General features: G+C 36.3%; 12 protein-coding genes and 1 other annotated feature. Of the genes, 2 read left to right on the top strand and 10 right to left on the bottom strand.

Features of this window, described 5'->3' with window-relative positions:
• Positions 1-137: 137 nt before the first annotated feature.
• Entirely contained in the window at positions 138-1457 is a 1320-nt protein-coding gene (locus tag WCV66_RS11115) for a folylpolyglutamate synthase/dihydrofolate synthase family protein (protein ID WP_338788986.1), read from the bottom strand.
• Positions 1458-1523: 66 nt separating this feature from the next.
• On the bottom strand, positions 1524-4172 hold the full coding sequence (locus WCV66_RS11110; RefSeq protein WP_066334258.1) for a valine--tRNA ligase: 2649 nt from the start codon (positions 4170-4172) through the stop codon (positions 1524-1526).
• 284 nt (positions 4173-4456) lie between these two features.
• Positions 4457-4893, bottom strand: a binding site (T-box leader).
• Positions 4894-5129: 236 nt separating this feature from the next.
• Here WCV66_RS11110 and WCV66_RS11105 point away from each other — a divergent pair.
• On the top strand, positions 5130-5321 hold the full coding sequence (locus WCV66_RS11105; protein WP_066334256.1) for a hypothetical protein: 192 nt from the start codon (positions 5130-5132) through the stop codon (positions 5319-5321).
• Between the two features lie 115 nt (positions 5322-5436).
• On the opposite strand, the gene ysxE is transcribed toward WCV66_RS11105, so the two are convergent.
• The 8 genes from ysxE to hemA all read right to left on the bottom strand — a co-directional run bounded on the left by ysxE (position 5437) and on the right by hemA (position 14364).
• Complete coding sequence (ysxE, locus tag WCV66_RS11100; RefSeq protein WP_338788985.1) at positions 5437-6465, bottom strand: spore coat protein YsxE; 1029 nt, start codon at positions 6463-6465, stop codon at positions 5437-5439.
• A gap of 210 nt (positions 6466-6675) precedes the next feature.
• Positions 6676-7830, bottom strand: coding sequence for a stage VI sporulation protein D (gene spoVID, locus WCV66_RS11095; protein WP_338788984.1), 1155 nt, complete (start codon positions 7828-7830; stop codon positions 6676-6678).
• 200 nt (positions 7831-8030) lie between these two features.
• Positions 8031-9317, bottom strand: a complete 1287-nt coding sequence (gene hemL / locus WCV66_RS11090; RefSeq protein ID WP_338788983.1) for a glutamate-1-semialdehyde 2,1-aminomutase — start codon at positions 9315-9317, stop codon at positions 8031-8033.
• Between the two features lie 46 nt (positions 9318-9363).
• Positions 9364-10347 carry a porphobilinogen synthase gene (gene hemB, locus WCV66_RS11085; protein WP_338788982.1) on the bottom strand — a complete coding sequence of 328 codons (984 nt, stop codon included), beginning with the start codon at positions 10345-10347 and terminating at the stop codon, positions 9364-9366.
• A 16-nt stretch (positions 10348-10363) separates the two neighbouring features.
• Complete coding sequence (locus tag WCV66_RS11080; protein WP_338788981.1) at positions 10364-11149, bottom strand: uroporphyrinogen-III synthase; 786 nt, start codon at positions 11147-11149, stop codon at positions 10364-10366.
• Positions 11149-12081 carry a hydroxymethylbilane synthase gene (gene hemC, locus WCV66_RS11075; protein WP_338788980.1) on the bottom strand — a complete coding sequence of 311 codons (933 nt, stop codon included), beginning with the start codon at positions 12079-12081 and terminating at the stop codon, positions 11149-11151. Before hemC ends, WCV66_RS11080 begins: the two co-directional genes overlap by 1 nt.
• A gap of 31 nt (positions 12082-12112) precedes the next feature.
• The gene (locus WCV66_RS11070; RefSeq protein WP_066334238.1) at positions 12113-12943 is read right to left on the bottom strand and encodes an inner membrane protein YpjD; all 831 of its coding nucleotides are present in this window, start codon (positions 12941-12943) and stop codon (positions 12113-12115) included.
• A 62-nt stretch (positions 12944-13005) separates the two neighbouring features.
• Positions 13006-14364 carry a glutamyl-tRNA reductase gene (gene hemA, locus WCV66_RS11065; protein WP_066334234.1) on the bottom strand — a complete coding sequence of 453 codons (1359 nt, stop codon included), beginning with the start codon at positions 14362-14364 and terminating at the stop codon, positions 13006-13008.
• A 474-nt stretch (positions 14365-14838) separates the two neighbouring features.
• Here hemA and WCV66_RS11060 point away from each other — a divergent pair, with 474 nt between their 5' ends.
• A complete protein-coding gene (locus WCV66_RS11060; RefSeq protein WP_066334232.1) occupies positions 14839-15327 on the top strand; it encodes a LiaI-LiaF-like domain-containing protein in 489 nt (162 codons plus the stop codon).
• Positions 15328-15338: the final 11 nt, after the last annotated feature.

The raw sequence follows: 15338 nt of genomic DNA, 5'->3' as shown, positions 1-15338 counted from the left end.
TCCGTCATACTTTCTTTGCTCCAATAATACATTGCTCAATCAGCATGTCGAATGAGCGAAAATGTATCATCTGTATCGATTGTGCTGTGGACACACCGAAATTTGCCGTTAAAAAGACAGAAACACCCTCATACTTATCACCTATAACGTTTATTTATTTCTCGACAATATTCTCGAATATGTGAAATGAAATATAATGATCCAGTTGCTACTACAATATCTTCTTTTTGATCTTGATAAGCTGTTAGGAGCTCGTCCAATTTTGACTGCCATGACTCTGAGTATGTTTTTTCATTTAGCTTGCAAGCAGAATATAATTCAAATCCAGTTGCTGCTCTTGGAAAATCAAATGATGTGAAATGCATAGACGTCGCAATGCTTGATAAATGGTCAATCATTTCAGCATACTCTTTATCTTTTAATGCACTATACAAAAAGTGTATATTCCTTTTTGGATAATGCCTTGATAAAGTTTCGATTAAACTCTCAACCCCTTCTGGATTATGGGCTCCATCGATAATGACTTCTGGATTGCTATTCACAAGCTCAAATCGCCCTTTCCAAGTGGTTTTCTCCAGCCCTTTGCGGATTTGCTCCTCAGTTATTCTTACTTTGTTCATTTGGACCAAATAATCAATTGCAGAGAAGGCTAATGCAGCATTATTAATTTGATGCTGACCTTTCATTGTAATAATCAAATTTTTAACCGTATAGAATGGTGTTTGAATGGAAAACTTTTCACCTAGATTGTAAAGTTGTTTATCAATAACGTTAATTTCTTCTCCTAAAGTAAATAATTCTGCAGCATGAAGTAGTGCGGTTTCAGTAATTACTTGTAAAGCACTTTCGTTTTCTATTGCAGTAAAAATAGGTACTCCATGTTTAATAATCCCAGCTTTTTCAGCAGCAATTTCAGCAATTGTTGACCCAAGTATATTCATATGATCATAGCCGATATTTGTAATAATTGATAATAGTGGTAACACAATATTAGTTGAATCAAGTCGTCCACCGAGACCTGTTTCAAGTAATAAAAAGTCGGGTTTATTGTATTTTCCAAAGTAAACAAACATCATCGTTGTAATGATTTCAAATTCAGTTGGTCCACCAAGCTCTGTTTGCTCAATTTTTTCTACATATGGCTTTACTTCATTGACGAGTTCAAGCATCTCTTGATCAGAAATCGGGATACCATTTACACTGATTCGTTCATTAAAGGTTTCTATATATGGAGACGTAAAGCTCCCAACCTTATATCCAGCTTCTGTTAACATATGTTGCATATATGAAATGGTAGAGCCCTTTCCATTAGTTCCAGCAACATGAATGATCGGAATGTTTCTTTCAGGATGATTTAATTCTGCTAAAAGCCATTCCATTCTTTTCAAGCCAGGCTTTACTCCAAATTTCAACCGACTATGAATCCAATTTACTGCTTCGTTATAGTGCTCAAACATATATGTACCTCCTTCAGGTATACAAAAACTCGGGTGAGCTTAAAATAACCACCCGAGTCATCATACCTATCCTCTTAACTCTTTAATTCTCGCTAAAACGATGTCACGTTTTTCAAGATAATCTTTTGCCTTTGCCTTCTCTTCTTCAATCACCTTTTCAGGAGCTTTCTTTAAGAAGCCTTCATTACCTAATTTCTTCTGAACGCGTTCTACTTCTTTATCAAGCTTTTCACGTTCTTTTTCTAAACGATTAATTTCCTCTTCAATATTGATTAATCCTTCAATAGGTAAAATGATCTCTGCACCCGTGACAACAGCTGTCATTGATTTTTCAGAAGACGAAAGATCCGTAGCAATTGTTAAAGAGCTTGTGTTACAGAAGCGCTCTATATATGCACGATTGGTTTCAAGCTGATTTAACACATCTTCGTCTTTTGCTTTTATTTGCATTTCAATTTGTTTACTCATAGGTGTATTTACTTCTGAGCGAATATTACGAACCGCTCGAATTACTTCCACTAATAGCTTCATCTCAGATGCTGCATGATTGTCTGTTAGCTCCTCATTTACAGTAGGCCAAGCTGCAACAGTAATTGATTCACCATTATGTGGTAATGATTGCCATATTTCTTCTGTAATAAATGGCATAAACGGGTGTAATAATCTCATCGTATTATCGAGTACATAGCCGAGAATTGATCGTGTTGTCTTTTTCGCTGCTTCATCTTCCCCGTATAAAGGAAGCTTTGCCATTTCAATATACCAATCACAGAAATCATCCCAAATGAAGTTGTAAAGAAGTCTTCCAACTTCACCAAATTCATATTTATCAGCAAGCTTTGTAACATTTTCAATCGTTTCATTTAAGCGTGTTAAAATCCATTTATCTGCAACTGATTTTTCGCCTGTTAAATCTATTTCTTCATAAGTTAAGCCGTCCATATTCATTAACGCAAACCGGGAAGCATTCCAAATTTTGTTCGCAAAGTTCCAAGTCGATTCTACTTTTTCATAGCTGAAACGTAAATCCTGACCTGGTGAGCTTCCTGTTGATAAGAAGAAACGTAGTGAATCAGCACCATATTGATCAATAACTTCCATCGGGTCAACACCATTACCAAGTGATTTACTCATTTTACGACCTTGGTCATCACGTACTAAACCATGAATTAAGACATCCTTAAACGGACGTTTGCCAGTGAATTCTAGACCTTGGAAAATCATTCTTGATACCCAGAAGAAAATAATATCATAACCTGTTACAAGAACATCTGTTGGATAGTAACGTTTGAAATCAGCTGATTCTGTATCAGGCCAGCCCATTGTAGAGAAAGGCCATAACGCTGAACTGAACCATGTATCAAGGACATCATGATCTTGCTCCCAGTTTTCAATATCTGCTGGCGGTTCTTGATTTACATACACTTCCCCTGTTTCTTTATGGTACCAAGCTGGAATTCGATGTCCCCACCAAAGCTGACGCGAAATACACCAATCACGAATATTTTCCATCCAGCGTAAGTATGTTTTTTCGAAACGATCTGGAACAAAATTTACTTTTTCTTCATCTTCTTGTAGCTTTATTGCTTCATCGGCTAATGGCTGCATTTTAACAAACCACTGGGTTGAAAGATAAGGTTCAACAACAGCACCGCTTCTTTCACTATGTCCAACTGAATGCATATGCTCTTCAATTTTGAATAGTACTCCTTGATCTTGTAGGTCCTTAACAATGTTTTTTCTACATTCAAAACGATCTAAACCATTATAAATACCTGCTTTTGCATTCATAGTACCGTCTTCATTCATAACAAGAATTCGTTCTAAGTTATGTCGGTTACCAACTTCAAAGTCATTAGGGTCATGAGCAGGAGTTATTTTTACCGCTCCTGAACCGAAGTCCATATCAACATAATCATCACCGACAATTGGAATTTCCCGACCTACTATCGGTAATACAACTTTCTTACCAATTAAATGCTTATAGCGCTCATCTTCAGGGTGCACTGCTACAGCAGTATCACCTAGCATCGTTTCAGGACGTGTTGTTGCAACTTCAATTGATCCAGAACCATCAGCTAACGGGTAACGCAGATGATAAAAGGCACCTTGAACATCTTTATAAATAACTTCAATATCTGATAGAGCTGTTTTTGTTTGTGGGTCCCAGTTAATAATATACTCACCACGGTAAATAAGTCCCTTATTATAAAGCGTAACAAATACCTCTCGTACAGCTTTTGATAGGCCTTCATCAAGTGTAAAACGCTCGCGTGAATAATCTAAGCCTAGGCCAACCTTTGCCCACTGCTCACGAATATGACCCGCGTACTCGTCCTTCCACTTCCAAGTTTCTTCAACGAATTTTTCACGACCTAAGTCATAACGGGATTTACCCTCTTCACGAAGCTTTGCTTCAACTTTCGCTTGCGTTGCGATCCCTGCATGATCCATCCCTGGAAGCCATAGAACATCATAGCCTTGCATTCTTTTCATACGAGTAACAATATCTTGAAGTGTTGTATCCCATGCATGACCTAAATGAAGTTTACCTGTAACATTTGGTGGTGGAATAACAATTGTATAAGGCTGCTTCGTTTCATCACCAGTTGCTTCGAAATATTTTCCCTCTAGCCAAAAAGAATAGCGGTTTTTTTCGATTGTATTTGGATCATACTTTGTTGGTAATTCATGCTGTTGTTCATTGTTTCCCATTATGTTTCCTCCTTTATATAATTCCGTTTTTCATAACTTGTTGAAATGAAATCGTTATGTACAAAAGCGCAAGCGCCTTGATCAGCCTCAGGCAAATAAGATGATTTAGAATAGAAGGCGTTCTTTGCCTTCAATTCTAAATTAGCTAGACCCTAGAGGGGCTAGGCGCTGGAGCTGGATGTCGTGCGCCTAGCCACAGTTCAAGAATTTTATATTTTCCTAAACGAGTACAAATCACTTTTGGTGCCTTACCTTCATACAAAATAAAAACTCCTTCCATCCACTAAAAGGACGAAAGGAGAAAATTTTCGCGGTACCACCTTTTTTCATAGACCAGGAACAAAAGCGCAAGCGCCTTGATCAGCGACGAGAAACAAGAGCACTCCGTATGAGATAAAGGAAACACGAAGAGCGTAAGCGATTCGATGTTGACTTAGCGTATAAGGAGTGTGAAGTTCACTAGGCGCTAGGCGCTGGAGCTGGATGTCAAAACGCTAATCCATAGTACAAGAATTTTTATAATTCCCTTAACTATAAGAAATACGCAAGCATAGTCTATGCACTCAAGATTTATAACGGTCTACACCGGCTTCTCCTACTTAATTCAAAGAAGCAACTCCTGGGCGACCTTCCAATTTATCTACGTAAGAAATCTTCCAGCAAATGATTTCTCTCTCTGTAACGAGACAGCAATTGTACTCTTCCCATTCAACGTTTATCGATTTATTATATTGATCTATTCTATATTACTAAAAAAATCTTTTTTTCGTCAATATCTTCACCATTTTTATCTGCTAATATACAGGCACCTATCCCGATTGTAATGCATATTTTTATAGTACGTAGATTCCTACAAGTATCAAAACATATTTCGTTGTTAATTTTCCGATCATTTTCCATAGAGAAAGATAAGAATTTACTTATTAGCGAAGGCATAAAATGAGGAGGAGTTGTGACATGAAGAAGCGGTATAATCCTTACACGCTCCCGCCATGGGTAAGACAGGTGCGAGAAATCGGTATCCAAATTATTATTCCATTAACAATTTTTCAAGGTATTCGAACAGTTTTCTTTCCAACATCCTTTGATGTACTATTACTTGCTCTCTTAATTTTGTTAGCTGTTGCGTTTCGTTATGATTGGATCTAAAATTTTGTTCATTTCTTTAAATACATTTATACAGTTGCTATAGATAATCTCCTATTTTTCATTTTAAAAAAGAGGCTGACACAAAGTGTTAGCCTCTTTATACTACCACATCGTTCTAGCCTGAAGATTCTTCTTGCATTTTCTTTTTCTCTTCAATTTCGGATATCTTCATCACGATGTATTCAATGTTTTTAAAATGCCAATAAGCTTTTAATAATTGCTTGTTCCTTTCTAACTCAGATTGAGTATTATCATTATGGACGTAGTTTTTAATAATACGACAAATTCGGTCTGGATAGGCTAGGTAGCTAAGGAATAACAGCATTTCTCCTTTTTTATAAGGATAGCTTTTCTGATACGTATAAAACCAATTAACACAATCATTACATTGATTAGGATAAGTCTTTCCTGTATGATTCATGAACAATAGGAAATCATCAATCGGTGAAGCATATTTTGCACGTTCAAAATTCGTTAAGTACCCTGCGTTATTTTCATCATATAAAAAATGATGGGCCGAAATCTTTCCATGATTTAATACAATTCTAGTCTTCTCCTTTTCTGCCATTTCCTCAGACCATTCTTTTAATTTCTTTTTGGAGAAATCGATCGCACGACTAACCTCAATAAAATAGGTTACTGCTTGTAATTCAAATGGTGAAAGATACAATCTTTGTTCACATTGATCAACAAATGTTTCATAATATGCCTTTGTCTCTTCCCAATGCTTTGTGATCGCTTCATAATGCTTTTCTACCTCTTGACCGTTTAGTTTAATTTCTTTTTCTGTACGGCTATGAAGTTTAGCAACTTCTTTGAATAGATATTGATGTCGTGCATCTATTTCATCGTCTGTTTCATTTGGCAGCCAAGGCATAAGATAAAAATATTCATTGCTATTTTGTGAAATGAATTGCTGATGTCTATTTTTCTTAATTGGTACATAACTAGTGTATCTTTGTTGGTCTAAGTGCGATAATAAGTCAGCAAAAGTAGGATTGAATTTTCTTGAAAGCTTTTTTAACACGAATGTTCCAGTATTTGTGTAAATTTTTATTGCTTTACGACTAATTTCTTCTGTATATTCAGGCTGGATATCATAATGACTTAATAATGGCTTTATTCCATCAACTTGTATCGCCAATGTAGATGACACCTCAAATCCTTTAACGAAATACGCAAGTGCCTTGTTTAGCTCGCAAGCAAACGCCTCTTTACAAAGACAAGCTGCTAGAGCTAGAAAAAGGTTCGAATTTTATGTGCCAAAATCAACAGTAAGCTTTAACAGAGCCTTTCAAAAAAACAGCTGAGGTAAATTTCCTCTGCTGTTTTTTAAAGCACTGCAAAATGTCGATTATTTACTCGTTGAATATGCAGGGATGTAAAGAATTTGTCCTTCATAAACATCTTGATCTGCATGAAATTCATTTACGCGAAGAAGCTGTTGAACTGAAATTTCATAACGTTCACTAATAAGATCAATTGTATCTCCTTGCTGAACAATACACATTTTCAATCTAGAAAAATCCTCATCTTCATCACGAGCGAAAAGACTTGTTAAATAATGGGCATCTTTCGGATCATCTTCTTCTCTTTCATTCTCTTCTTCCGAACCCGGTTTGTTATCGTTACTCGCAAGACTTTCAGATTTAGAGAAGAAGGAATATTGTACTTCCTGTGGTTCAACAGTCTCCTCTTCCTGTTTCCTCACCTCTATAACAAATGGATCGTAAAGATCTTCTTGTTGATCTTGATGAACCTCTTGGTCTTCACTTTCCACTTCGTCAATATCCTCAAGGCTAGGTGTAGAAACAACTTCAACTTCTTTTTCGTCCTCGCTCACTTCTTCCATTACACGACTAGGAGCCTCTGTTTTAATAGATGATAATTTGTCCATGTCTTCTTCAGTTGTATCAGAATCCTGATAATAAGATGAGAAAGGATGTGCACCATTTTGTTCGAATGATGTAAAAGTATCATCCTCATTAGCAAATGGTTGTGTCTGTTGCCCTCTGTAAAGTGGTTCAAATACTTCTTCTTTAATTTCTTCCGGTCTTTCACTTACATCCGCAGCAGTAGGCTCGGTTTCATCATTTGAAATGCCACTTATCGATAAGTCAGCAACAAGTTTTAAGCATTTTAGTTCTGGGAGTTCATAATCAAATGATTCAATTGACACATAAACTTCATCTAAATCTTGGATTCGATTTCTTGGAATCGTAATATCAACTGGAAAACGATGATTGATTATACTTACACCGTCTTCTCGAGTAGAAATTTCATTTACATACCGTACATTTGCATATTCAAATTGATCCTGCACATTTGCTTCTGTATCTATTTTGTATTCACCCGTAAGTTGAAGTGCACCTCGAATTGAAATGTACTGATCATGCTCATGAATTGAGATATCAGGATCTAGAGAAATTGTTAAAAGTTCAGATACTTCCTGTCCTTTTTGAAACCAGACTGATTCTTCTACAGAAAAACGTAGTTGTTCCTGTGACAAAAATAATTCCTCCTTTCAAATAGCCTAACAAATTACTATGACATTACAGATGTATGTATGAAAGAAGGATAATATGTTTATTTTATTTATATTCTGAATATGAATTGAAATTTTCAGGGTGCAGTGCGATTGCTTTTCTATCTTCTGTTTGAACCAAAAAAAGGGTCTAACACCAAAATTCTTGTTAGACCCTTCTCGCTCTATTTCAACGCAGCAAATGCCTTTTTTGCTGCTTCAATTGTATAATCAATATCCTCATCACTATGAGCTGTTGATAAAAACAAGCCTTCAAATTGTGAAGGAGGTAGGAACACTCCTTCATTTGCCATACTTCTATAATAGCTTGCAAAATACTCAAGATTTGACGTTTTTGCTACTTCATAGTTTGTTACTTTTTCATTCGTAAAGAAGAATCCAATCATAGATCCTGCACGATTAATCGTATGAGGAATTTCATATTCATTTGCAGCCTTTGACAAACCGTCTTCAAGACGATCAGCTTTACGCTTAAACTCTATATACGACTCCTTAGTAAGTAGCTTTAATGTTTCATAGCCTGCTGTCATTGCAAGCGGGTTTCCTGACAATGTTCCTGCTTGGTAAATAGGACCACTTGGCGCAATTTGCTGCATTATGTCAAGTTTACCTCCATAAGCACCTACAGGGAGTCCGCCGCCTATTACTTTCCCTAAGCATGTTATATCAGGTGTTACGCCATAGTAGCCTTGTGCACAGCCGTAATCTACACGGAAGCCTGTCATTACTTCATCAAATATGAGAAGAGCACCATATTGCTCAGTTACATCACGCAAGCCTTCTAAAAAGCCTGGCTGTGGTGGTACAACCCCCATATTTCCAGCGACTGGCTCAACGATGACGCCTGCAATATCTTCTCCAAATTGCTCAAATGCATAACGAACGCTTTCAAGATCATTATATGGAACAGTAATTGTATTTTTAGCAACACCTTCTGGAACTCCAGGACTATCTGGTAATCCTAGTGTAGCCACTCCTGATCCTGCCTTTATTAATAATGAGTCACCATGTCCATGGTAGCAGCCCTCAAATTTTATTATCTTATTACGTCCTGTATACCCACGTGCTAAGCGTAATGCACTCATAGTAGCTTCAGTTCCAGAGCTAACCATTCTCACAATTTCAATTGATGGCACACGCTCAATCACAAGACTAGCCAATTCGTTCTCTATTAATGTTGGCGCACCAAAGCTTGTACCGGATTCAACGACCTTTTTAATTGCTTCTACAACTGTATCGTGAGCATGACCATGAATAAGTGGTCCCCATGATAATACATAATCGATGTATTCATTTCCATCGATATCAGTTATTTTAGAACCCTTCCCATGTTCCATAAAAATTGGGTTCATTCCCACTGATTTAAAAGCACGCACAGGACTATTTACTCCTCCTGGCATTAACGACTGTGCTTTTTGAAACGCTTGTTCACTTTTAACATAGCTTTTCATTTGTATTCCCCTTTCTCACTCTTGTGATGATTTAAAAGGTTATTTTCTACTCTTCTTTTAACCAGCGAGCAACATCCTTTGCAAAGTAAGTGATAATTAAATCCACACCTGCACGCTTCATCCCTAATAAAGTTTCCATAACAATCGTTTTTTCATCTACCCAGCCGTTTAGAGCTGCTGCTTTAATCATTGAATATTCCCCACTAACATTGTAAGCAACAATCGGTGCATTAAAGTTATTTTTGACATCGCGAATGATATCTAAATAAGCTAATGCGGGTTTAACAATTAAGAAATCTGCACCTTCATCAAGATCTGACCCTGCTTCCCGTATTGCTTCCTCACGATTAGCAGGATCCATTTGATAGGTTTTACGATCACCGAATTGTGGAGCACTTTGAGCTGCATCACGGAATGGACCATAGTAAGCACTTGAATATTTTACTGCATAAGACATAATTGGAATATGTTCAAAGCCGGCCTCATCTAAGCCATGGCGAATCGCTGCAACAAAACCGTCCATCATATTAGAAGGGGCAATGATATCAGCTCCAGCCTTAACTTGACTCACTGCAGTTCGCGCTAATAAATCTAGTGTGGGGTCATTAAGTACTTGACCATTTTCAACGATTCCACAATGGCCGTGGTCTGTAAATTCACAAAGACAAGTATCAGCAACAACGATAAGATCTGGGTATACTTCTTTCACTTGTCTCGTTGCTAATTGAACAATGCCATGATCATGATACGCACCAGAACCTACTTCATCCTTATGATCTGAATCTGGAACCCCAAATAATATAATTGACTTGATTCCTAAAGAAACTACTTCTTCAATTTCCTCATTTAAAAGATCCAATGAAATCTGAAAAACCCCTGGCATTGACGAGACTTCGTTTTTCTTTTTTTCTCCCTCAACAACAAAAATTGGGTAGATAAAATCCTCTACTCGAAGATGATTTTCTCTTAACATTGCTCTCATATTTGCGCTGTTACGCAAGCGACGATGTCTTGCAAATTGAATATCCATTTGTAAATCCTCCTCCTCATCTCTGTTCAAGCTCGATCATGAGCTTTATCATATCTTCAATGGTGTACGAAGCAGGTATAATGCCTTCAAACCCGTATTCCTTTAATGTATCGTTAGTTATTGGCCCAATACAAACAAAGGTCACTTTCTTTAGGTTCTCATGGAGCTCATCCTGCTTGAATACGTTCATAAAGCTATCAACTGTTGAAGAACTAGTAAAAGTAATATAGTCTAGTTTATCATTTTGAACATATTTTCTTAGTTTTTCAGCTTCATTCATATTATGTAACGTTTCATAGACAACAAGGTCTGTCACATTATAACCATTTCGTTTTAACCCAGTTACCAGTACAGGACGTGCAAGGTTACCACGGATAACCAAAACCCTAGATTGAGATTTAAGGTTTTTTGTTATACTTTCTGTCAGTTTTTCTGCGACATATTCCTCAGGGATTATCGAAACAGCTAACCCTAATTGCTCCATTTGTTTACTTGTCTTTCTACCAACAGATGCAGCAATTAAATGATCTAGCTTTGTATAAGAAATATTCCATTTATCTAAATAGCTTTGAAAAAAAGTCACTCCATTTACACTTGTAAACACAATACAGTCAAAGCTCCTGAGATTTTGAATTGTTGCCTTTATCACTTGCTCATTTACATTATTAGCTCTAATCTCCAAAAGCGGAGCAGTAATTGCTACTCCGCCTGCTGATTCAATTTTGTCAATAAACTCTTGCACTTGAGCCTGTGCCCTTGTTATTAATACTCGCTTGCCTTGTAAAGGAAGGCCTGCTGCCATTATTGATCAAGCTCCGCTTTGACTCGATCAATTAGGACTTTCGCACCTTGCTCAGTTAAAATTGTTGATACGTCTCCACCGATAACGACAGGGTCTTTACCTGTAAGTTGCTGTTTATATACTTCTTTACCATCTGGTGAAGCGATTAAACCAGTAAATGTGATCTCTTGATTTTCGTTAACTGTCGCAAATCCTGCAATTGGAACTTGACAGCCACCCTCCATTTTTGTAAGAAAGGTTCTCTCTGCATTTACGGCTAATTGTGTTGCTTTATCTGTGAATTTTGCCAATAAGTCTAGTAATTCATTATCATTTTCACGACATTCAATTGCTAAAGCACCTTGTCCTACAGCAGGTAGGCAAACTTCGGGCTCTAAAAATTCAGTAACAACTTCCTTGCTCCAGCCCATTCGTGATAACCCTGCTGCAGCTAAAATAATCGCATCATACTCTTCTGTTTTGAGTTTTTCAAGACGTGTATCTATATTTCCTCTGATCCATTTAATTTCAAGGCCTGGTCGCTCGATTAACAGCTGTGCACTTCTTCTTAAGCTACTTGTACCGATTACTGATCCCTTCGGTAGCTCTGCAAGTTTTTTATGATCCTTCGAAATTAACACATCTCGATGATCCTCTCGCTTTGGAATACAGCCAATTGTTAAACCATCTGGCAGTACTCCTGGCATATCCTTCATACTATGAACAGCCATGTCAATTTCCCCATCAATCATTGCTTGTTCAATTTCCTTAACGAAAAGTCCCTTCCCACCAACCTTTGACAAGGTAACATCTAATATCCGATCACCTTTTGTTACAATTTCCTTAATCTCGAATTCAAAAGGTAAGCCAAAGGATTTTAGTTGATTTATCACCCAGTTCGTTTGTGTTAACGCTAGTTTACTTCGTCTTGAACCTACAACAATTTTACGCATGATATCCTCCTACTACATTCTACTGATGATTTTATGAATCCCAAAAATGGAATCTAGATAAGCTGCCGAATAAGAAAAAATTAATTAATAACACAAGAAAGGAGGCAATATTCAATAATGCAACCGATTTCCCTTGCAATTCTTTCACAATTCGAATATATAAATAAACGCTATATGTGATTAACACCATAAAAGAACCAAGAACTTTTGCATCATACCAATGAAATTTTTCAACTTTAATGTAAGCCCAAATAATTCCTAATATAAGGCTTAATAACAGCATCGGTACACCAATGACATTTAATACATATGACATATAATCAAGCTTAGATAAATCTTCTAAGCGCAGAAGACGTTTTCCCCACTTCTTCTTTTTTAGCAAATTATATTGAATCGTATATAAAATTGAAAACACGAACGATAGTGAAAAGGCACCATATGAAAGTATTGCCATTGTGATATGAATCAATAACAATTCAGAAACAAGCTTACTTGAAACCGCTGCCGACTCATATTGTGCTGGTGCAAAGGTATGTAATGCCATCATGATGAAGCCTATCACGTTTGTAAAAAAGATAATAAACTCTGCTCGTAAAAATTTATTTAATGCTAGAGATAAAGTGACCAATACCCATGTGTAAAAATATAATCCTTCGAACACATTTAATACTGGAAATCTTCCCGTTTCGAACATACGAGCAAATAAAAAAATTGTTTGCAAAAGCCAAACAATAGAAAGTAACCAGAAGGCAGCTTGTTTCGCCTTCCGGTTATTATTAAGAAAATCTATAAAGTATAAAAGTACACATAATGCATAAAGAATAATGGTTACTTCATTAATTCTAGTTAAATTCATCTCCATACAAAAAACTCCTATGACGTACTGACGCCACCAACTATAATAAAGGAATAACTACATCAAACTTACGATTGCAGTGAAGCTCGAAAATCTGACATTTGTCCATTCGAAAGATTTAATTGCTTTTCAGCTCTTTCTTTTTGCACTTGCTCCTCAACAGCATCTTCAATGTTAAATATTTTCATAAATAACTCTAATGACTCCTGAGCATTTGCATCAGTTGAAAGTTCCTTCACTTTCACAATAGGATCTCTGAGTAATTGATTAATAATACTTTTCGTATGTTTGCTAAGTACCTTTCTCTCACGATCAGTTAAATCAGGCATTTTCCGCTCAATACTTTGCATTGTCTCAGCTTGAATCGTTAGCGCTTTTTGACGAAGTGCAGAGATAACAGGTACAACACCAAGTGTGTTAATCCATTGCTTAAATTGAACAATTTCAGCTTCAATCATTAGCTCAATTTTCTCTGCCGCAACTTTTCGTTCCTGTAGGTTCGCCTCAACAATTCCTTGCAAATCATCGATATCATATAAAAATACACCATCTAATTCTGCAAGCTTTGGATCTAAATCACGCGGAACTGCGATATCGACCATAAATAATGGTCGACCCTTTCTTAGCTTTTCAACTTGTGACATCATTTCCTTCGATATTACAAAATCCTTCGCTCCAGTTGAGCTAATTAGAATATCTGCTTCAACTAATCCACATTGTAGCTCATTGATCCCTTTAGCTTTCCCATTGAAACGATTAGCTAGCTCTTCAGCTTTTTGCAACGTTCTATTCATAACAGTTACTTTCCCTACGCCATTCCCGTGTAAGTTTTGCACTGCAAGCTCGCCCATTTTTCCGGCACCTAAAATAAGCACATGCTTCGTTTTTAAGTCCCCAAAGATCTTCTTCGCTAATTCTACTGCAGCATAACTTACTGATACAGCATTAGCACCTATATCTGTTTCAGAATGGGAGCGCTTTGCTAGTGTTATAACCTGTTTAAATAGTTGATTGAAGATCGTACCTATTGTGTCGTTTTCTTGTGCAAGTAAAAAGCTAGAGCGAACCTGTCCTAGAATTTGTGTTTCTCCAAGTATCATCGAGTCTAATCCACAAGCAACTTTATATAAGTGCTCTAATGCACCATCTTGTTCAAATATCGTTAAGTACGGTGTAATCTCATCTTTATCTATACCGAACCAATCCGCTAAAAACGCTTTAATATAATAACGTCCTGTGTGCAATTGGTCGACAACTGCATAAATCTCTGTTCGATTACATGTTGATACAATTACGTTTTCTAAAATGCTTTTTTGGTCTTTTAACTGTTTCATCGCATCAGAAAGCTCGTTCGGTTGGAAAGTAAGCCTTTCGCGAATTTCAACAGGGGCTGTTTTATAATTTAAGCCGACAACAAGTATATGCATTTCCCTTTACACCCCCACATGCAAAGATCTCTTTAGTTATAGTATACCACTCACATTTTTCATTCACGCAGATAAAATGTGAACAGTATTTGAATCCTATGATATGATTAGAAAAACTAGACTTATGATCATGTCTTATGACAGTCTTATGACGTAGCCTTACTTTTTATTATCTTATCATCAATATTGCTATGAATTATAATAAGAAAATTAAGATTCATTAATTGTACTGCTAAGTTAATTAAAAGTAAATTTATTAGTCAGAAAATATGACATGATATCTACACGATTTGACATGATCCCTCATGCTCTCCACTCAGTACAATAACAAATATTAAGCTGTTAATCAAGTTATCAGTTTGTTAACATAGTCAATTATATTGATAATTTATCCTCTGACTTTTAGAGGATTCACGTAATAAGTAATTCAAGCAAATTATCAAACAGATATCATTCTATTTAGAGGTGTTCCTTATGAAAAAAATATCGTTATTACCTGGCATTATCTTACTAGGGATTGGCACTTTTTATTCTATCCAAAAATTAAATATTCATTTATTTGAAAATCAAAATAGTTGGCAAGCTTTACTTATTCTCTTAGGAGCTGCTTACTTGATTAGTGGGCATTTTGAAAAAGACAATACGACTATCCTACCTGGTATCATTTTAGCTGGGCTTGGCATTCACTTTATCAATCAACCGAAGTTACCTTCTTGGCCAGACCATGCAGCTGCATTTCTTTTTATATTAGCCTTGGGAATGCTACTTACTGCCATTAAAACTAAATCTGGTTATGCTCAAGGAATAGTATTACTTTTGATTGGATTATTTCTTCATTTTTTTCAAACGATCATCCAATCTTTCTCAGTTGTTGAAAATGGTGTTCAGCTTATTGAAACCTATTGGTCATTTTTATTAATTATAATAGGCGCATTCCTAGTTTTTTTCAAAAGAAAAAAATAACAAACTTATAT

The sequence above is a fragment of the Metabacillus rhizosphaerae genome (genome assembly GCF_037201795.1).
Taxonomy (GTDB): Bacteria; Bacillota; Bacilli; order Bacillales; family Bacillaceae; genus Metabacillus; species Metabacillus rhizosphaerae.
The sequence above is the reverse complement of the archived record's forward strand: the minus strand, read 5'-3'. Positions and strand labels throughout refer to the sequence as shown.

Bases quoted from the DNA above. Each gene is read 5' to 3' on its own strand.
- hemA (WP_066334234.1), bottom strand. From the start codon at position 14,364: ATGCATATACTTGTTGTCGGCTTAAATTATAAAACAGCCCCTGTTGAA.
- WCV66_RS11110 (WP_066334258.1), bottom strand. From the start codon at position 4,172: ATGGGAAACAATGAACAACAGCATGAATTACCAACAAAGTATGATCCA.
- WCV66_RS11060 (WP_066334232.1), top strand. From the start codon at position 14,839: ATGAAAAAAATATCGTTATTACCTGGCATTATCTTACTAGGGATTGGC.
- WCV66_RS11070 (WP_066334238.1), bottom strand. From the start codon at position 12,943: ATGGAGATGAATTTAACTAGAATTAATGAAGTAACCATTATTCTTTAT.
- WCV66_RS11115 (WP_338788986.1), bottom strand. From the start codon at position 1,457: ATGTTTGAGCACTATAACGAAGCAGTAAATTGGATTCATAGTCGGTTG.
- WCV66_RS11105 (WP_066334256.1), top strand. From the start codon at position 5,130: ATGAAGAAGCGGTATAATCCTTACACGCTCCCGCCATGGGTAAGACAG.
- hemB (WP_338788982.1), bottom strand. From the start codon at position 10,347: ATGGATATTCAATTTGCAAGACATCGTCGCTTGCGTAACAGCGCAAAT.
- hemC (WP_338788980.1), bottom strand. From the start codon at position 12,081: ATGCGTAAAATTGTTGTAGGTTCAAGACGAAGTAAACTAGCGTTAACA.
- hemL (WP_338788983.1), bottom strand. From the start codon at position 9,317: ATGAAAAGCTATGTTAAAAGTGAACAAGCGTTTCAAAAAGCACAGTCG.
- WCV66_RS11080 (WP_338788981.1), bottom strand. From the start codon at position 11,149: ATGGCAGCAGGCCTTCCTTTACAAGGCAAGCGAGTATTAATAACAAGG.